This window comes from Streptomyces sp. Tu 2975 (genome assembly GCF_009832925.1).
GTDB lineage: Bacteria > Actinomycetota > Actinomycetes > Streptomycetales > Streptomycetaceae > Streptomyces.
On the sequence record NZ_CP047140.1, the window covers coordinates 7,202,378 to 7,219,837 of the forward strand.

Sequence of the window (17,460 nt, forward strand, 5' to 3'; positions counted from 1 at the left end):
AGGGACACCATGCGACACCGTTTACGCGCCTTCGCCACCGCACTCCTGCTCACGGCCGCAGCGCCGGCCACGCTGCTGTCGGCGGCGCCCACCGCCCAGGCCGACGCCCGGACCGCGACCCGGGCCGCCCCCCAGGCCGACGTCGAGATCTGCGAACAGTACGGCAGCACCACGATCCAGGACCGCTACGTCGTCCAGAACAACCGCTGGGGGACCAGTGCCACCCAGTGCGTCAACGCCACCGGCACAGGCTTCACCCTCACCCGCGCCGACGGCTCCGTGCCCACCGACGGGGCGCCGAAGTCCTACCCGTCGATCTTCGACGGGTGCCACTACACCAACTGCTCGCCCGGCACCCGGCTGCCCAAGCAGATCGCGACGATCGGGTCCGCACCGACCAGCATTTCCTACGGCTACGTCGACAACGCGGTCTACAACGCCTCGTTCGACATCTGGCTCGACCCCCAGCCCAGGACCGACGGCGTCAACCGCACCGAAATCATGATCTGGTTCAACCGGGTGGGCCCGATCCAGCCCATCGGCTCCCGGAACGGTTCCGCGACGGTCGGCGGCCGCACCTGGGAGGTGTGGACCGGCAACAACGGCGGCAACGACGTCATCTCCTTCGTCGCTCCCACCGCGATCCCCAGCTGGTCCTTCGACGTCATGGACTTCGTCGACCGGACCGTCAGCCGCGGCATGGCCGCGCCGAACTGGTACATGACGAGCATCCAGGCGGGCTTCGAGCCCTGGCAGGGCGGCGCCGGCCTGTCGGTGAACTCCTTCTCCTCCACGATCAGCGACGACGACGGCGGCACCGGCGAGGAGCCCCCCGGTGAACCGGCCGGCGGCTGCCAGGTCGGCTACGCCGCCAACGTGTGGCCGGGCGGATTCACCGCGGAGGTGACCCTCAGGAACGCCGGCACCGCTCCCGTCGACGGCTGGAACCTGGGCTTCACGCTGCCCGCCGGTCAGAGCGTCACCAGCGCTTGGAACGCCACTCTGGCCGCGTCCGGCGGCGCGGTGACCGCGCGTGACGCCGGCTTCAACGGCCGCATCCAGGCGGGCGGCACCCAGTCGTTCGGCTTCCAGGGGACGTACACCGGCGCCTTCGCGGAACCGGACCGGTTCACGCTGAACGGGGCCGCCTGCACCGTCACGCCCTGACGGACGCCGCACTGCCGTCCACACGTGACGGCACTGGCGTGGGCGCGGCTCGGACGGCCGGGTGACACCGGCCGCACCGGTCCCCCGCACGAGGGGGCGGGGGACCGGTGCTCCACGGCCCGCACGAACCGACTGGCACGGCCGGGACCGAGTGGGATCCTGGGAAACGGCATGGTGTTCGGCGGGGTGGGGACCGTAAGGAGCACGGTGGACCTGGAAAGCACCCTCGACGAGCTCTACGCGCTGCGTCCCCACGAATTCACCGCGGTCCGCAACCAGCGAGCCGCCGAGGCCCGCCGGGCCGGGGACCGCGAACTGGCCGAACGGATCCGGGCACTGCGCAGGCCGACCGTGTCCGCCTGGGCCGGAAACATGCTCGTACGCAGAGAGCCGGACAAGGTCGGGCCGCTGATCAGCCTCGGCGAGGGTCTGCGTGAGGCCCACAGGAACCTCGACGGCGAGCAACTGCGCGAGCTCGGCAGACAGCAGCACCTCCTGGTCGGGGCGCTGGCCCGGGAGGCGCGGCAACTGGCTGCGGAGGAAGGACAGGCCGTCGGCGAGGCCGCGTTCCACGAGATCGAAGCCACTCTCCACGCGGTGCTGGCCGATCCGGAGGCCGCACGGCAGTGGGCGGCCGGGCATCTCGACCGACCGCTGAACGCGCCGGTCGGCTTCACCGGACTGGAGGCGGGCGCAGGGGCGACGGCGCGGCCCGCCCGACCGGCCCGTCGCGAGCCGGAACCCCGACCGGAACCCTCGCCGGAGCCCGAGGAGGACGCCGGGGCCCGCCGCCGCCGCGAGAAGCTGGATCGCGCCCGGCAGGACGCGGAGGAGGCCGAGCGGCAGGCCGGCGAGCGCGAGCAGGCCCACGAGGAGGCGACGGCGGCGCTCGAGCGGTCACAGGCGGCGCTGGACGGGATCAGCGAGCAGGTGGCGACGCTGGCCCAAGAGCTGGAAGAGGCCCGGGAACGGCAGCGGCGCACCGAACGCGAGCTCCGGGACACACGTGACCAAGTCGCCCGTACGTCCCGGACGGCCCGGGACGCGCGCCGCCGCGCGGACAAGGCGGCGACGGCGGTGGAGCGCTTGGCGGAGGGGGCGTGACGGTGGCGTGGCCGCCGCGCCGAGTCGTTCCCGACCTGCCCCTTCCGTCCCGGGCGAGCCCTGGACCCCGTATACGCTTCGCGCGGTGCTCGCGATCTTCCCTACGTCCGGGCGACCGTGACACGTAGCTCCGCGCGGGCTGGAGTTCGCTTCGCGAAACCGGCCCCGGCGGCGTCCGAGGCGCTTCGGGACACACCCCGAGCCCTCGCAGTGCCGGTCCGGGCGGAGCCACGTGGCACGCGTAGGACCCGGCACCGATACAGAGGGAAGTGGGTCCCCCCGGCCGCCAGGCCGTAGGAGGAGGGTCGGGGGACACGCGCCGCGCAGCGGCCCCGCCCCCCGTCACGCCCCGCCCGGGGGAAACACGTCAGGCGCCCCCCGCGCTCCCCAGTGCCTTCACGATCTCGTCCGCGTTGCGGTACGTGCCGTCCTCCGGCAGGCCGCGGGCCTGGTCCACGACAGGGTCCGGGGCGTGGTGTTCCTCCAGGGCGCGCAGGACCCCGGCGCGGTCCGCCGGGAACGTCGTGCGGTCCAGGTGGCGGGCCAGTTCGAGCCGCAGGGACTCGGCCTCGGTCTCCGCGCGTGCCCGGTCGCGTTCCTCACCGGGCGGCGGGACGGGTCCTGACGTGCCGACCCGGACGTCGTCGTCCGCGGCGGGCTCGGGGTCGTTGGCCTCCTCGACGTGGGTGTGCTGCCCGGACCGGAGGTAGCCCTCCAGTTCGTGCTTCATCTCGTCGTCCTTGCGTGGGCTGACGGGGTTGCTGCCTCGTTCGATGTGCCCCATGTCAGGAGCACCTCCTTCGTGCGTCCGTACGTCCGTGCAAGTCGCGCCGGACGATTACCCGCAAGGGGCGGAATGACACGGAACGGGCACTACTTTTGACCGGCGTGACGCGTGAGCAGGGTTCGGGTCTCCAGCGCGACCCGCTGCCCTTCGCCGGTCGGTACGACCAGCACCGGGACCGTCGCACCGGCCGGGCTGACGACGGTGTCCTCCCGCACGTTCTCCGGCCGCAGGCCGCCCGTGACGCCGAGTACGCCCAGACCCGCGCAGACCGCCTCGCGCACCTCCGGCTGGTCGCAGCCGATCTCGCCGGTGAAGACGAGAGCGTCGAGTCGGTCCAGCGACGCGGCGCAGGCGGCAACGCCCCGCCGGACGCCCAGGGCGAACACGTCGAGGGCCAGCGCGGCCCGCCGGTCGCCGTCGGCAGCCGACCGTACGAGGTCCCGGGTGTCGCCGGAGGTGCCGGAAAGGCCCAGCAGGCCGGATCCCCGGTTCAGGGTCTCCGTGATCTCCTCGGGCGCCATTCCGGCCGAGGTCTGGAGCCACAGCAGCAGCCCGGGGTCGACGCTTCCGCTGCGTCTGCTCATCACCATGCCTTCGAGGGGGGTGAACCCCATGGTGGTGTCGACGCTGCGGCCCTCGCGCACCGCGCACGCCGAGCAGCCGCCGCCCAGGTGCGTGATCACGAGGTGGAGGTCGTGAGGGGGCCGGTTCAACAGGGCCGCGGCACGGTCGAGGGCCCACGCGTAGGAGAGGCCGTGGAAGCCGTATCTGTGCAGCCCGTGGCGGTCCGTCCACTCCTGGGGCAGCCCGTAGGTGCGGGCGCGCTCGGGCAGCCCGGCGTGGAACGCGGTGTCGAAGCACACCACGTGCGCGGCGTCCGGCAGCAGCCGCCGTGTCGCGTCGAGGGCGGTGAGAGCGGGCGGCACGTGAAGGGGCGCCAGTTCCGCGGCCCGGTCGAGCTCCGCCCGCACCGCGTCGTCGACGAGCGTGGGGCCGAGCAGCCGCGGCCCGCCATGGACGAGGCGGTGGCCGGTCGCGGCCACCGGCGGGGCGTGGCGCAGCAGCTCCTCGATCACCTGCCGCGTCCCGCTGCCCGGGGCTTCCGTCTCGTGTCGTGCGGCCACTTCCCGTCCTTCGCCGTCGACCACGGTCAGGTGGAGGCTCGAGGACCCGGCGTCGACGACGAGCAGGTTCGAAGCGGTCGTGGTGCCGGAGTCCGTCATGGTTCCCACGTCCATTCGGTGACCTCCGCGGGGTCGACCCCCGTGCGCCGCAGTTCCTCGCGGAGCCGGTCCCTGCGGAGCGCGTAGCGGGCGGCGAGATCACCCGCGGCCGCCGGACGGCCGCGCAGATGCCGCAGTGCCGTGATCGCCAGGTCATGGCGGGAGACGCCGTTGCTCGCCAGCAGGTCGTACGGAGTGGTCGTGGTGCCCTCCTCGATGTAGCCGCGCACATGGAACCGGCCGGGGTGGGGACGGCCGTGCAGCAGGTGGTGCACGGCGGAGGGGTAGCCGTGGAAGTCGACGACGACGGGGAGTTCCGTGCCGAACAGGGCGTCGAAGTCGGCCTCGGTCATGCCGTGCGGATGCCGGTCAGGCGGCGCGAGCGTGCACAGGTCGACGATGTTCACGACCCGGATGCGCGCCTGCGGCAGATCGCGTCGCAGCAGTTCGGCCGCGGCGAGGGTCTCGACGGTGGGAATGCCGCCCGCGCACGCCAGGACGAGCTCGGGGTCCTCCCCGTCGTCCGTCGACGCCCACCGCCAGACCGATGCGCCCGCCTCGCAGTGCGTGCGTGCCTCGTCGAGGGTGAGCCACTGTGCCGCCGGCTGCTTGCCCGCGACGACCAGGTTGATCCGGCCGGTGTCGGCGAGCACCCGCTCCATGGTGACCAGCAGGGTGTTCGCGTCGGGCGGCAGATGGACACCGGTGACGGTGCTCTTCTTCGTGAGCAGGTTGTTGATGAAGCCCGGCCCCTGGTGGCTGTAGCCGTTGTGCTCCTGCCGCCAGCCCTCGCTGGTGAGCAGGTAGTTGAGGCTGCTGACGGGTGTTCGCCAGGGCACCTCGCGGGACATCTTCAGCCACTTCGCGTACTGGTTGAGCATGCTGTCGACGACCGACGCGAAAGCCTCGTACGTCGGGAACAGCCCGTGCCGTCCGGTCTGCAGATAACCCTGGAGCCAGCCCTGGCAGTTGTGCTCCGAGAGGATCTCCAGCACCCGGCCGTCGGGGGTGAGGTCCTCGGCGTACTCCTCGACGGGCCACACATATCCGCGGCCGGTCGCCTTCAGCACGCCGTCCAGCTTGTTGGAGGCCAGCTCGTCGGGGACATGATGCGGAAGTCGCGGGTCGCGGCGGTCCTGCGCATGATCTCCGTCAGCCAGTCCGCCAGCACCTCGTTGGGGCTCGCCTTCGCCGAGCCGGGGCCGTCCGGGACGTCGACGGCGTACGGCTCGAGCGGCGGCAGGTCGAGCGGCCGCCGCAGCCGTCCCCCATCACCCGCCGCCTGCATGCCGATGCGCCGATCGCCGGACGGGCAGGCGTCGAGCACCTCCGCCACCGGCCGGCCCTCCTCGTCGAACAGCTCCTCCGGGCCGTAGGACCGCAGCCAGGCCTCCAGTGCGGCGAGCTGCTCCGGGTCGTCGTGGACACCGTCCAGCGGCACCTGGTGCGCGTGGAAGGTCCCCTCGATGCGTTTCCCGCCGACCTCGGCCGGCGCTCCCTGCCCCTTGAGGCTGCGCAGTACGATCATCGGCCACGCCTGACGCTCAAGGATCCGCCCCGTCCGTGCGCGGCCCTGGATGTCCCGGATGCCGGTGTGCGCGGCGCGCACCGCCGCGGCGACCGGTTCGCCGTCCGGGTCGTCCCTCACGTCCACGATGCGCGGTTCCCAGCCGTAACCACGGAACAGCGACAGCAACTCGTCGTCGGACATGCTCGCGAACACGGTGGGCGAGGAGATCTTGTAGCCGTTGAGATGCAGCACCGGCAGTACGGCGCCGCAGGTGACCGGGTCGAGAAACTTCGACGAGTGCCAGGCGCCGGCAGTCGGGCCCGTCTCCGCCTCGCCGTCCCCGATGATGCAGGCCACCAGCCGGTCGGGTGCGTCGAACGCGGCGCCGAACGCGGTGGACAGGGCGTAGCCCAGCTCGCCGCCCTCGTGCAGTGTGCCGGGCACCGCGGGGGAGAGGTGGCTCGGGAAGCCGTCGGGAGCGCAGTAGCGCCGGGCCAGCTCGGTCAGCCCCGCCTCGGTCCTGGCCAGCGCCGGGTCGTAGTGCTCGTGCGTGCCCTCGAGCCAGAGCCCGGCGTGGTTGGCGGGTGCGCCGTGTCCCGGCCCCGTGACGAGGAGGACGTCGGCGTCCCGCTCGCGGATCAGGGTGTTGAGCGCGGAGTACACCATCGTGATGCCGGGACAGGAGCCCCAGTGCCCGAGGAGTCTCGGCTTCAGATGCTCGGGCCGCAGCGGCTCACGCAGCAGCACATTGTCACGCAGGAAGATCAGTGCGGCGGACACGTAGTCCGCCGCCCGCCGGTAGGTCCGTGTCATGGGCTCACTCCGGCGGGGCGCCCAGCGGATTCGCCGCCAGCGCCTTCGCGGTGCCGAAGAGGTTGGCCGCCATCGCGCGGCCGGTCTTGTGCGACCAGTCGCGCCCCCGCTCGTCGTCGAGGTAGTCGGGCCCCGGCCCCGGTCCGAGGTGCCAGTACGTCCACGCCTGGCCGGGAATCGTGTAGCCGATGTCGGCCAGCGCGCCGGAGATCTCGCTGATCACATGGTGCGCGCCGTCCTCGTTGCCGGTGACCACCACCCCGGCGACCTTGTTGTACGCGACGGGGCGGCCGTCGTCGTCGGTCTCGGAGAGCATCGCGTCCATGCGTTCGAGCACACGCTGGGCGACGGAGGAGGGACGCCCGAGCCAGGTCGGCGACGCCACGACGAGGATGTCCGACTCCATCAGTTTCCCGTGCACCTGCGGCCACTGGTCGCCGGGGCCGGCGGCCTCACTCACCACTCCCGGACGGATGTCCATGTCCACCGCCCGGACGAAGTCCACCTCGGCCCCGTACTTCTCGAGTTGGCCCGCGACGACCGTCGCCAGCGCATGGGTGTTGGAAGGTTCGGGGGACGACTTGAGCGTGCAGTTGATCACCAGTGCCTTCATGGAGACACCGGTACCCGGTCAGCGCAGGGGCACGCCGGGCGCCGAGCCGTTCGGGTGAGGGCGCGAGGTTTCCGGCGGCGCCCGCACGGTTACCCAGGAACAGGCCGGGACAGCGGCGCACACGGCACAGTGAGGAGCGGAACACCGACATGGCCAGTACGAAAGTGTCCGACCACATCCTCGAGCGGCTGCGCGAATGGGACGTCACCCACGTCTTCGCCTACGCGGGTGACGGCATCAACGGGCTCCTCGCCGCCTGGGGACGCGCGGACAACAAGCCGAAGTTCGTGCAGTCCCGCCACGAGGAGATGTCGGCGTTCCAGGCCGTCGGCTACGCCAAGTTCTCCGGGAAGGTCGGCGTCTGCGCCGCCACCTCGGGACCCGGTGCGATCCATCTGCTCAACGGGCTCTACGACGCGAAGCTCGACCACGTTCCGGTGGTAGCGCTCGTCGGGCAGACCAACCGCAGTGCCATGGGCGGGTCGTACCAGCAGGAGGTCGACCTGCAGAACCTCTTCAAGGACGTCGCGTCCGACTTCTGCGAGACCGCGATGGTCCCGGAGCAGCTGCCCAACCTCATCGACCGGGCGATGCGCACTGCCTACGCCCGGCGCACCGTGACAGCGGTCATCATCCCCGCCGACGTCCAGGAACTGGACTACAGCCCGCCGAAGCACGCCTTCAAGATGGTGCCCTCCAGCATGGGCATCGGGCGGTACGCGCCCGTGCCTGTCGACGAGGACGTGGAGCGGGCCGCCGAGATCCTCAACTCGGGCGAGAAGGTGGCCGTGCTCGTCGGCCAGGGGGCCCGTGGAGCCCGCGCCGAGGTCGAACGGCTGGCCGACGTCCTCGGCGCCGGTGTCGCCAAGGCTCTGCTCGGCAAGGACGTCCTCCCCGACGACCTGCCCTACGTCACCGGCTCGATCGGCCTGCTCGGCACCCGGCCCTCGTACGAGATGATGCAGGGCTGCGACACCCTGCTGATGATCGGATCCAGCTTCCCGTACACCCAGTTCATGCCCGAGCTCGACCAGGCGAGGGCCGTGCAGATCGACATCGACCCGCACATGATCGGGCTGCGTTACCCCTTCGAGGTGAACCTCGTCGGTGATGCCCGCGAGACGCTGCGGCGGCTGCTGCCACGACTGCACCGCAAGGAGAGCCGTGCCTGGCGCGACGGGATCGAGCAGAGCGTCGACCGCTGGTGGGAGGTCATGCAGCGCAGGGCCGCCGTCGACGCCGACCCGGTCAACCCGGAGTACGTCGTCCACGCCCTGGACGGGCTGCTCCCCGACGACGCGATCGTCACCGCGGACTCCGGCTCCGCCGCGAACTGGTACGCCCGCCACCTGCGGCTCCGCGGCCGGATGCGCGGCTCGCTGTCCGGGACGCTCGCCACCATGGGTCCCGGCGTCCCGTACGCCATCGGCGCCAAGTTCGCCCACCCGGACCGCCCGGCGATCGCCCTGGTCGGCGACGGCGCGATGCAGATGAACGGGATGATGGAGATGGTCACCGCGGCGAAGTACTACCGCGAGTGGTCCGACCCGCGGTTGATCGTCGCCGTGCTGAACAACGGTGACCTCAACCAGGTCACCTGGGAGATGCGGGCCATGTCCGGCGCCCCGCAGTTCGAGGAGTCGCAGTCCATCCCGGACCTGCCCTACGCCGACATCGCGGAACGGATGGGGTTGCAGGGTGTACGCGTCGAGAAGCCCAAGCACGTCGAGTCCGCCTGGCAGCAGGCCCTCGCCGCCGACCGGCCCTTCGTCATCGACTTCCGTACGGACCCGGCCGTGCCGCCGATCCCGCCGCACGCCTCGCTCGACCAGATCGAGGCCGCCGCGTCCGCGATCCTGCGGGGTGACAGCGACCGCGGATCGATGATCCGGCAGGGCTTCAAGGCCAAGGTGCAGGAGTTCCTTCCCGGCACCCGGCACCGCGGGGACCGGCCCGGCGCGACGAAGGACAGCGCCGACGACGACAGGTGACGGCCCTTCACCCGGTGCCGGCGCCCTGGAGGTCCTCGTGTTCGCGCACCTGCCGTCACCGGAGGATTCTGGCGAGATGACCACCACCATCGGAGCGGAGGAGGAGTTCTTCCTCGTCCGGACCGACGACCGGTCCGTCGAACCGGCGGGCAGCCGCGTCGTGGCCCGCGCCCGCCGCACCGTCGGCGACCTGGTGTCGGGAGAGTTCCACGAGGGCCAGCTCGAGGTGCGCACCCCGCCGTGCGAGGACGTCGGCGAACTGCACCGGCACCTGGCGACGGTACGGAAGGCGGCCGGTGCGGCCTGCGCCGCGGAGGGGCTCGGTCTGTGCGCCACCGGCACGCCGGTCGTCGGTGGCGCCGGAGCGCGCGTCCTGGGCGACCACCCCCGCTACCGCGCGGGGGTGCGCCAGTTCGGGACCATGCTCGACGACTTCACCGTCTGCTCCGTCCATGTGCATGTGCGGGTGCCGGACCGGGAGGTGGCCGTGCTGACGGCGAACCATCTGCGTCCCTGGCTGCCCCTGCTGGTCGCCATGAGCGCCAACTCGCCCTTCTTCGAAGGCCGTGACACCGGCTACGCGAGCTGGCGGACCGTCGTCCGCGGCCGCTTCCCCGCGCTCAGCGCCCCTCCGTACGTCGATTCGCTCGCCCACTACCGACGCCTGACCGCGGCCCTGGAGGAGTCGGAGGCGATGCTCGACGCGAACATCCCGTTCTGGGACGTGCGGCCCAATCCCCGGGTGCCGACGCTGGAGATCCGGGTCATGGACGTGCCGTCGGACGTGGCGGACACCGCCGCGCTCACGGCCCTCGTCAGAGCGCTGGTCGTGGACAGTGCCGAGCGGGTCCGGGGCGGCGACAAGGGCCGCGCACCTGCGGCGAACTGCTGCGCGCCGCCTACTGGCGGGCCGCCCGCGACGGCTGGCCGGGCAGCGGCGTCGACGCGCTCACCGAACGCGTGCTGCCGTTCGCCGTCCAGGCGGCGCGGCTGGTCGACCGCGTACGGCCGCGCCTGGAGGAGCACGGCGACCTCGAGCGGGTCGCCGCGTTCCTGCGTCGGCTGGACGAGCACGGGTGCGGCGCGCAGCGGCAACGCGCGTCGTTCAGCCGCCGCTCACGGCCGGCCGATGTCGTCGACGACCTCGTCGCCGCCACCACAGGGACAGGCCCGGTCAGCCCGGCGTGAGGGTCGTCACCAGGACGTCGCGGTGGGCCGGACGGGCGGTGTCGCCCGGCCGGATGGGCGACACCCCGTGCAGGGTGGCTCGGTCGTCGGAGACCAGCAGGGTCGCCGGCTCGCGCAATGTGGCCGACAGGACCTCGTCGCCCTCGGGACCGTAGACGGTGCTTTCGCCCCCGGTGGCGTTGTCGCGGCCGATGAGCAGCGAGGACACCAGGGTGACGCCGTCCCGGTGCCTGCCCTCCGGTGTCGGTTCCCCTCCGCCCTCCGCCGTGGCGATGACCCGGAAGGGATGGACCTTGACACTCCACCACGTGGCCACGTCCAGTGCGCCCGCCAACCTGCCCAGCAGGCCGAGGATCCGGCGCAGCACCGGATCGGCCACGAAGGCGCCGGTCAGCGGATCGAAATGGCGGTCCACCGACTCGTAGAGCGGATTGGTGTCGTCGGGCTGGACGAACACGGTGTGTGGCAGCAGCCGCAGTTCCCCGGTCACGGGCGAGAGGGAGAAGTGTCCGTAGCGCCGCAGTCTGCGGGTGCCGCGCCGGGCCGCGTACTCGTCCTCCGTCAGGTCCTGCCAGTGGGCCGCGAAGTGCGCCCACGACGAGGCGTCCGCACCCACGTACGTCAGCACGTCGGCCGGGGGCATGAGGTACGCGCCGGTGCCGGCCAGTGCGCTGCGGGCCGCCTCCTCGGCGGACCGCGCCCTGGCCGCGTTCTCGTCCGCGGGGTCGAGGAAACCGGTGTCGGTGTCCACGGTCTGCCACCGCCCTTTCTCCGGTGGGGGTGAGATCTCGGGCTCAAGCCATCATGGGGCTGCCCCGCACCGGGCGCACGTCCGCACGGTGGGGGTGGCGGGATCGCGGGCGCCGCGGCTCATGATTGGCACCCGTCCGTCCGGGAACCCGCCGAGCTGTACGGGCCGGCGGATCCGGCGCCGGGTCCGGCACAGGCACGAGCATCCGGCTCCGACGGCGAGGAAGTGGGCCATGAGCGAGCAGACACCCTCCCAGGCGGAGGGCGAACGGCCGGAGGACGAGGTCCGCGCGAACTTCCCCCGCAGCACGCCGTCCCAGGCGGAGGGGGAACGGGAAGAGGAGCCCGAACCGCAGGCGGAGGACACGCCTGCCCAGGACCGGCGCGGTCCCAAGGACTGACGGCAGAGACCCGTACGGACCGACGGCAGAGGCCGCGGACGCGGCCTTGGCCCTCGGCCCGATATCGGTGTGGCTCCTGGCCTTCGGTGGCGTCGACGATGCCGGCACGGCCCGGCTCTCGCCCTTGGGCCTTGGCCCCGGGTCCGGCGTGTCCCCCGAACTCAGGCCCGACCTCGGCGAGGCCCGGACCGTAACTGGTCCCGCTCGGGCGGTGGAACGCCGCGAGCCTTCCGCAGGGTCGGCCGGGCCGGCGTCGCGGAAGGCTGGCGTGGGAAGGGTGTGGGCGTCAGCCGTTGTGCGTGGCGCCCGCGGCAGGCTGCCGGCGTCGCAGCAGTACCGACCCGGCGAGGAAGGCGCACGCCCCGGCGCACAGGACCGCGGCCGCTCTCGCCCAGCCGAACGAGTCGCCCAGGCTGCTCTGCAGCAGGTTCAAGGTGCCGACGCCCGCGAGCGCGTGCAGTGCGGCGACGCCGACCGCGAGGCCGGCGGCGGCCGCCCAGACCAGCGCGGTGTCACGCACGGCGAGCCATACGGCGACGACCAGGCAGAGGAGCGTGACGGCGATCGACAGCGTCTCGGCGTAGCCGCCGGAGCGCAGGCCCGCCACGTCGGTGGGCAGGTGGATGATGCCGCACGCGAAGAGAACGGCGGCGGCGGGCCAGCGCAGTCCCGAACGCATGGCCGGCGAGACGGTGTGGCCGTCGGGGCCGGCGGCCAGGGCGCCGTTCAGGGCCGCCATGGGCCACGGTGTCTTCTTCGACGGCAGGGGGTGGGCGACGGGAGCCTGCGGCGCGGCGGGGGGTTCTTGCCGGGGGGCGTCCTTGCCGACAGGCGGGGAGGGATCGTCGTCCGCAGCGGCCTCGTTCGCGGCCGACCGCCATTCGCTGGCGTCGGTGCCGATCATGTTCACCAGCTGCACGACGTCCTCGATGGGCCGGCCGACGGCGGCAGCGCGCAGCGTGGTGTCGGCCTCGTGCAGGGGATGCGGGTATTCGTTGAGCAGGGCGACCAACTGCCTGACCTCCTCGAGCGGGCGGGAGACCGCCGCGGCGCGCAGGGCCAGGTCACCGGGGCTGTCGACCTCTCCGGTCCGCTTCAGCCGGCTCACCAGGGCGGCGACCTCGGCCACCGGACGCTCGGTGGCGGCCGTCCACAGCAGCGTGTGGATGGGCTGCTCGCTGTCGTTGGGCGCCTTCTCCTCCGGCGAATCGGCGGCGCAGGTCCGGGCGGTGACGCCGGCAGGCTCTTCGCCGCCGGACCCGGGCGCGGGGGCCGCGGTGGGGTCCTTGAGCGGCGTCTCCATGCGGAGCGGGCTCGGGTCCTTGATCGCGTCGCGCACAGGCGTCGGTACGTCGGCGACGTCCTTGGCGGCGGCATCCTCGGCGACCGGGTCCTTGGCGGCCGCCGTCGCCGGCTTCCAGGCGTAGACGGTGCTGCGCACCGGCCCGGGCTTGTCGACCGGGGCGGCTATCGGCTCCCGCTTGTCGTCCTGGTCGGCGGCCGGGGCCGGGTGCTCGGCCGTGTCAGGCCACGGCACCGGTGCACCCGCGTCGGCCTGGGGCGCCCGCGGCTTACCGGCCGGGGTGCGTACAGGGGCCGGCTCGGGCGCCGGGGCGGGCCTCGGCCTCTCCTGCCCACCCGAACCCGTGACCGTGCTCGCACCTGTGCCCGTGACCGGTCCTGTCCCGTGGAGGGGGGACGGCTCCTCGGGGAGCAGCGGCGCTCCGGGCTCGGGATGGACGGGGTCGAGGGGGCCGGGGGAACCGCGGCAGCAGGGAAGACCGGCGGGTGGGAAGGCATCGGCGGCAGCGGCGGGACCGCGCGGGCCGGGAACGCCGGGGTGGCGTACCCGGCGCCCGTGGTGCCGTCGGGGGCCGCGGGCGGTCGTCCTGGTAGTCGGACGGGGAGTGGGTGTTGGGGTCGGTGCTCATGGCGCGGGCTCCGTTCGCGGAACATCCGGGTAGGCGTACACCGTGTCGTTCGTCGTGCGCCGCCTGAGCGCGCACACTTTGTTACATCTAACGGGCATAACGTGATATTGCGCCATCCGGGAACGCCACCAGTGGGCCACCAGGCGGAATCCGCCCGTGGAGCCAGGCCGTTCAGTCCGCCGCGTCACCGCTCCCGGAACAGGGCGGCGCGGGTGCCGTTCCGGCCGCCGTGCCGCCGGCGCCCAGCAGGCCGGTCGGTCCGAGCCCGGCCTCGCCCTGGAGACGTCGGAGTACGCGGCGGGCCCGCAGGGTGACGGGTCCCGGCAGCCAGCCCCGTGCCGCCCGCGCCGGACGGAGCCACGGCTGGGCGTACACCGCGGGAGCGCGCCGCTCGATGCCACGTACGAGACGATCGGCCACCGGCTCGACCGGATAGACCTTCCCCGCCGGCCAGGGCAGCGCCGCCCGCAGCTCCCGCATCACCCGGTGCTCGTCCGCGGCGCGGATCATCTCGGTGTCCGCCCAGCTGAGGTAGCCGACCCCCACCCCCACGCCACGGTGGGCCACCTCGGCCCGGAGCGAGTACGCGAACGCCTCCGCACCGGACTTGGCCGCACAGTAGGCGGCCATCATCGGCGAGGGCGCGATCGCCGCGAGGGAGGCGACCTGAAGGAAGTAGCCCCGGGTGCGCAGCAGGCCGGGGAGATGCACCTGTGCGGTGAGACAGGTGCCGAGGAGGTCGACCTCCACGATCCGCCGCCAGGTCGCCGGGTCGGTCTCCAGGAACGGCCCGCCCGCCGCCACACCGGCGTTGGCGACCACCACGGACACGGGACCGAGATGCTCCTCCACCAGGGCGGCGGTGCGGGTCATGGCCGGTTCGTCGGTGACGTCGACGGCCCAGTGCGCAGCGCCGGGAAGGCTCGCCGCCACACTCGCTAGCAGCGGTTCCTCCAGGCCGAGCAGGGCGACCCGGGCGCCGCGCCGGGCGAGGGCCCTGGCCATGGCCGCTCCGAGGCCCCGGGCCGCGCCGGTCACCACTGCCGTGCGGCCGAGAAGGGGAAGCTGTTCGGCCATGGTCGGGTCTCCTCCCCGGTCGGCTTCCCTCCCCGGTCACCCGTCCCGGATACCCCTTTCGAGGGAGTCCATGGTCCGGTGCCGCGCCGCCCTCGCCCATCAGGCGGAAGCCGGCGCCTCCCCGGTGATCCACGGGCCATAGATCACCCGGGAAGGGGCACTCGCTGGTCGACGACGTCCCTTCCAGCCGCTGGAGGACCCATGGCCGTGCACCACCAGCTGATCTGCAAGCCGCCCGCCACCGTGTGGTCGATACTCAGCGACCGTGACCGTTACAGCGACTGGGTCGTCGGAACCGCCGACAGCCGGCCGGCGTACGGCGACTGGCCGGAGGTGGGGGCGGCTCTCGAGTACACCGTGCGCGTCGGGCCATGGACCATGCACGGCAGAACGATCGTGCGGAACTGCGAGCCGCCGCGGACACTCGAACTCGAGGCGGAGAGCGGTCGGCTCGGCACAGCGCGGATCGCCATCGACATCCGCCCCTGGGGCGAGGACACCCTGGTCGTCCTGGACGAGCATCCGCTGAGGGGGCCCGGAGGCACCTTCCACAACGCGGCCGTGGACGCGTTCCTCGTCCTGCGCCACCGCCGCATGCTCAGCCGCCTGGCCGACGTCGTCGAGAACTCAGGAGAACGCGATGCCGGACGCAGTGGTGATCGGAGCAGGACCTAACGGCCTTGTCGGGGCCAATCTTCTTGCGGACGCCGGCTGGAGCGTCGAGGTCCTCGAGGCGCAACCGGAACCGGGTGGCGCGGTACGCAGCGACCGGGGTGTCCATCCCGACTTCATCAGCGACGTGTGCAGCTCGTTCTATCCGCTGGCGGCCGCCTCCCCGGTGATCTCCGGGCTCGGGCTGCAGCGGGAGGGGTTGCGCTGGGGCCACGCCCCCCACGTACTGGCCCACCCCCTGACCGACGGCCGGTGCGCCGTACTTCAGCGCCGCGCGGAGGACACCGCGGCGGGCCTGGAGACCTTCGCGCCCGGCGACGGTGCGGCCTGGCACGACCTGTACGACGTATGGGAGCGGCTGCGGCCGGACATCGTCGACCTGCTGTTCACCCCCTTCCCGCCGGTGATCCCCTCGCTGCGGCTGGCCGCCACGCTGCGCGCCGGCGGTGGACTGCGGCTGGCGCGGACCCTGCTGCTTCCCGTACGCCGCCTGGGGGAGGAGGAGTTCGGCGGCGAGGCGGGCAGACTGCTGCTCGCCGGCAACGCGCTGCACGCGGATCTGGCGCCGGAGGCAGCCGGCAGCGGTGGCTACGGCTGGCTGATGTCGATGCTGGGCCAGAGCCACGGCTTTCCCGTGCCCGTCGGCGGCGCGGGCAAGCTGACCGAGGCACTGGTACGCAGGCTGGAACGCCGCGGCGGCGCCGTCAGGTGCGGCCGGCGTGCCGTCGAGGTCGTGGTCCGCGAGGGCCGGGCGGTGGCCGTACGGACCGCGGACGGCGAGACGGTGCCCGCGCGCCGTGCCGTGCTGGCGGACGTGTCCGCGCCGTCGCTGTACGGGGAGTTGGTCGAAGAACGCCACCTGCCGTCCCGGTTCCGGCGCGAGCTGCGCCGTTTCCAATGGGACTTCGCGACCTTCAAGGTCGACTGGGCCCTCGACGGCGCCGTTCCGTGGACCGCGGAGGCGGCGGCCGGCGCCGGGACCGTCCATCTCGCCGACGGCGTCGACGGGCTCACCCGGTTCGCCGCCCAACTGGCCATGGGACAGGTGCCCGACCGGCCGTTCCTGCTGTTCGGCCAGATGACCACCGCGGACGCCACCCGCTCCCCGGCAGGCACCGAATCGACATGGGCGTACACGCACGTGCCCCACCGCACCAAGGGCGACGCGGGCGACGACGGTCTCACGGGCCGCTGGGACCCGAGTGAACAGGAAACGATGGCCGACCGGGTGGAGGAGCAGGTGGAGCGGTACGCACCCGGCTTCCGTGCCCGGATCATCGCGCGCCGCATCCTCGCCCCGCCGACACTCGAGGCCCTCGACGCCAACCTCGCGGGGGGCGCCATCAACGGCGGTACCGCCGCACTCCACCAGGAGTTGTTCTTCCGCCCCCTGCCCGGCACCGGCCGTCCGGAGACCCCCGTCGAGGGCCTCTACCTGGCCTCCGCGGCGGCGCACCCCGGCGGAGGTGTGCACGGGGCGCCGGGCGCGAACGCGGCGCGGGCCGCGCTGCGGAAGCTGTCCCCGGGTCGGCTGCTGAGCCGGACCCAGCGCGTCCTCGCCCGCCGGGGCCGTGGCGGAGAGCCGGCGGAACCGGGCGGGCGGGAGACGCGAGAGCGGTGAGGTCAGCTGCCGCTGCTGCCGTACGGCCGGGTGATGACCTCCATGCCATGACCGGCCGGGTCGTGGAAGTACATGCCGCGGCCGCCGTCATTGTGGTTGATCTCGCCGGGCCGCTTTCCGTGCGGATCGGCGAAGTAGGTGATCCCCTCGTCCTGGACGCGCCGGAAGACCTGGTCGAACTCTTCCTCGGAGATCAGGAACGCGTAGTGCTGCAACGGGACTTCGTGGTCGACGGTCGCGAAGTCCAGTGTGACGTTGTTGCTGAGGGTGAGGGGGACGAACGGTCCCCACTCCGGGCCGGTCTCGAGCCCCAGGATGCGGGCGAGGAATTCGGCGGACTCCCGGTTGTCCCGGGCCAGAACGATGGTGTGGTTCAGCTCTACTGACACTGTGGAATGCCTCCGTAAGGCAAACTCACGGGCACCTCCATGCCTCACCCGGTCGGTGACCGACACGCGATGCCGTGCCGGTGATCCTAGGACGGAGCGCTGTTCGCTGTCACATTCGATTTCGGTCGCCGACGGGCGGCACCGGACGGTGTGGAGTTCAATGAAGGCGCGGGGTCCGTACGCCTGCCGCACCTGCGGCACAGGACAGGGAGCTCGGGAGCGG

17 protein-coding genes are annotated in these 17,460 nt (G+C 72.7%); 6 read left to right on the forward strand and 11 right to left on the reverse strand.

Annotation, left to right across the window (positions count from 1 at the left end; genetic code table 11):
- Window positions 1-9 precede the first annotated feature (9 nt).
- The gene (locus tag GLX30_RS32360; protein ID WP_159694469.1) at window positions 10-1,167 is read left to right on the forward strand and encodes a cellulose binding domain-containing protein; all 1,158 of its coding nucleotides are present in this window, start codon (window positions 10-12) and stop codon (window positions 1,165-1,167) included.
- 207 nt (window positions 1,168-1,374) lie between these two features.
- A complete protein-coding gene (locus GLX30_RS32365; RefSeq protein WP_159694470.1) occupies window positions 1,375-2,271 on the forward strand; it encodes a hypothetical protein in 897 nt (298 codons plus the stop codon).
- Between the two features lie 367 nt (window positions 2,272-2,638).
- Here the strand turns inward: GLX30_RS32365 and GLX30_RS32370 are convergent, their stop codons facing one another.
- The 5 genes from GLX30_RS32370 to GLX30_RS32385 all read right to left on the reverse strand — a co-directional run bounded on the left by GLX30_RS32370 (window position 2,639) and on the right by GLX30_RS32385 (window position 7,217).
- Window positions 2,639-3,055 (reverse strand): DUF2795 domain-containing protein, encoded by a 417-nt coding sequence (locus GLX30_RS32370; protein WP_159694471.1) that lies wholly within the window; start codon window positions 3,053-3,055, stop codon window positions 2,639-2,641.
- An 89-nt stretch (window positions 3,056-3,144) separates the two neighbouring features.
- Window positions 3,145-4,296 (reverse strand): acetate/propionate family kinase, encoded by a 1,152-nt coding sequence (locus GLX30_RS32375; protein WP_159694472.1) that lies wholly within the window; start codon window positions 4,294-4,296, stop codon window positions 3,145-3,147.
- Window positions 4,278-5,351, reverse strand: a complete 1,074-nt coding sequence (locus tag GLX30_RS35625; protein ID WP_244258360.1) for a hypothetical protein — start codon at window positions 5,349-5,351, stop codon at window positions 4,278-4,280. The genes GLX30_RS32375 and GLX30_RS35625 overlap by 19 nt, the downstream gene beginning before the upstream one ends.
- Window positions 5,345-6,604 (reverse strand): hypothetical protein, encoded by a 1,260-nt coding sequence (locus GLX30_RS35630; RefSeq protein WP_244258361.1) that lies wholly within the window; start codon window positions 6,602-6,604, stop codon window positions 5,345-5,347. Before GLX30_RS35630 ends, GLX30_RS35625 begins: the two co-directional genes overlap by 7 nt.
- A gap of 4 nt (window positions 6,605-6,608) precedes the next feature.
- Window positions 6,609-7,217, reverse strand: a complete 609-nt coding sequence (locus GLX30_RS32385; RefSeq protein ID WP_159694473.1) for a flavodoxin family protein — start codon at window positions 7,215-7,217, stop codon at window positions 6,609-6,611.
- A gap of 149 nt (window positions 7,218-7,366) precedes the next feature.
- Between GLX30_RS32385 and GLX30_RS32390 the strand changes: the two genes are divergently transcribed.
- Window positions 7,367-9,208 carry a thiamine pyrophosphate-requiring protein gene (locus tag GLX30_RS32390; protein WP_159694474.1) on the forward strand — a complete coding sequence of 614 codons (1,842 nt, stop codon included), beginning with the start codon at window positions 7,367-7,369 and terminating at the stop codon, window positions 9,206-9,208.
- A 55-nt stretch (window positions 9,209-9,263) separates the two neighbouring features.
- Here the strand turns inward: GLX30_RS32390 and GLX30_RS35635 are convergent, their stop codons facing one another.
- The 3 genes from GLX30_RS35635 to GLX30_RS32400 all read right to left on the reverse strand — a co-directional run bounded on the left by GLX30_RS35635 (window position 9,264) and on the right by GLX30_RS32400 (window position 11,147).
- Window positions 9,264-9,662 carry a hypothetical protein gene (locus GLX30_RS35635; RefSeq protein WP_244258362.1) on the reverse strand — a complete coding sequence of 133 codons (399 nt, stop codon included), beginning with the start codon at window positions 9,660-9,662 and terminating at the stop codon, window positions 9,264-9,266.
- A 200-nt stretch (window positions 9,663-9,862) separates the two neighbouring features.
- Complete coding sequence (locus tag GLX30_RS35640) at window positions 9,863-10,303, reverse strand: hypothetical protein (RefSeq protein ID WP_244258363.1); 441 nt, start codon at window positions 10,301-10,303, stop codon at window positions 9,863-9,865.
- A gap of 79 nt (window positions 10,304-10,382) precedes the next feature.
- Window positions 10,383-11,147 (reverse strand): 2OG-Fe dioxygenase family protein, encoded by a 765-nt coding sequence (locus GLX30_RS32400; RefSeq protein ID WP_208545526.1) that lies wholly within the window; start codon window positions 11,145-11,147, stop codon window positions 10,383-10,385.
- A gap of 232 nt (window positions 11,148-11,379) precedes the next feature.
- On the opposite strand from GLX30_RS32400, the gene GLX30_RS34505 reads away from it, so the two are divergent.
- The gene (locus GLX30_RS34505; RefSeq protein WP_167306889.1) at window positions 11,380-11,547 is read left to right on the forward strand and encodes a hypothetical protein; all 168 of its coding nucleotides are present in this window, start codon (window positions 11,380-11,382) and stop codon (window positions 11,545-11,547) included.
- Between the two features lie 286 nt (window positions 11,548-11,833).
- Here GLX30_RS34505 and GLX30_RS32405 read toward each other — a convergent pair whose 3' ends face one another.
- Both GLX30_RS32405 and GLX30_RS32410 read right to left on the reverse strand, forming a co-directional pair.
- Window positions 11,834-13,084: a hypothetical protein gene (locus GLX30_RS32405; protein WP_244258364.1), complete on the reverse strand. Its 1,251-nt coding sequence runs from the start codon at window positions 13,082-13,084 to the stop codon at window positions 11,834-11,836.
- 565 nt (window positions 13,085-13,649) lie between these two features.
- A complete protein-coding gene (locus GLX30_RS32410; RefSeq protein ID WP_159694475.1) occupies window positions 13,650-14,555 on the reverse strand; it encodes a short-chain dehydrogenase/reductase in 906 nt (301 codons plus the stop codon).
- A 201-nt stretch (window positions 14,556-14,756) separates the two neighbouring features.
- Between GLX30_RS32410 and GLX30_RS32415 the strand changes: the two genes are divergently transcribed.
- Both GLX30_RS32415 and GLX30_RS32420 read left to right on the forward strand, forming a co-directional pair.
- Window positions 14,757-15,230, forward strand: coding sequence for an SRPBCC family protein (locus tag GLX30_RS32415; RefSeq protein ID WP_159694476.1), 474 nt, complete (start codon window positions 14,757-14,759; stop codon window positions 15,228-15,230).
- On the forward strand, window positions 15,196-16,848 hold the full coding sequence (locus GLX30_RS32420) for an NAD(P)/FAD-dependent oxidoreductase (protein WP_159694477.1): 1,653 nt from the start codon (window positions 15,196-15,198) through the stop codon (window positions 16,846-16,848). Before GLX30_RS32415 ends, GLX30_RS32420 begins: the two co-directional genes overlap by 35 nt.
- Before the next feature lie 2 nt (window positions 16,849-16,850).
- On the opposite strand, the gene GLX30_RS32425 is transcribed toward GLX30_RS32420, so the two are convergent.
- Window positions 16,851-17,237: a VOC family protein gene (locus GLX30_RS32425; protein WP_159694478.1), complete on the reverse strand. Its 387-nt coding sequence runs from the start codon at window positions 17,235-17,237 to the stop codon at window positions 16,851-16,853.
- Window positions 17,238-17,460 lie beyond the last annotated feature (223 nt).

Excerpts from the sequence above, each read along its gene's own strand:
- GLX30_RS35635 (WP_244258362.1), bottom strand. The coding sequence starts at position 9,662 with ATGGACGGAGCAGACGGTGAAGTCGTCGAGCATGGTCCCGAACTGGCG.
- GLX30_RS32415 (WP_159694476.1), top strand. The coding sequence starts at position 14,757 with ATGGCCGTGCACCACCAGCTGATCTGCAAGCCGCCCGCCACCGTGTGG.
- GLX30_RS32420 (WP_159694477.1), top strand. The coding sequence starts at position 15,196 with ATGCCGGACGCAGTGGTGATCGGAGCAGGACCTAACGGCCTTGTCGGG.
- GLX30_RS32385 (WP_159694473.1), bottom strand. The coding sequence starts at position 7,217 with ATGAAGGCACTGGTGATCAACTGCACGCTCAAGTCGTCCCCCGAACCT.
- GLX30_RS32360 (WP_159694469.1), top strand. The coding sequence starts at position 10 with ATGCGACACCGTTTACGCGCCTTCGCCACCGCACTCCTGCTCACGGCC.
- GLX30_RS32410 (WP_159694475.1), bottom strand. The coding sequence starts at position 14,555 with ATGGCCGAACAGCTTCCCCTTCTCGGCCGCACGGCAGTGGTGACCGGC.
- GLX30_RS34505 (WP_167306889.1), top strand. The coding sequence starts at position 11,380 with ATGAGCGAGCAGACACCCTCCCAGGCGGAGGGCGAACGGCCGGAGGAC.
- GLX30_RS32390 (WP_159694474.1), top strand. The coding sequence starts at position 7,367 with ATGGCCAGTACGAAAGTGTCCGACCACATCCTCGAGCGGCTGCGCGAA.
- GLX30_RS35630 (WP_244258361.1), bottom strand. The coding sequence starts at position 6,604 with ATGACACGGACCTACCGGCGGGCGGCGGACTACGTGTCCGCCGCACTG.
- GLX30_RS32370 (WP_159694471.1), bottom strand. The coding sequence starts at position 3,055 with ATGGGGCACATCGAACGAGGCAGCAACCCCGTCAGCCCACGCAAGGAC.
- GLX30_RS32375 (WP_159694472.1), bottom strand. The coding sequence starts at position 4,296 with ATGGACGTGGGAACCATGACGGACTCCGGCACCACGACCGCTTCGAAC.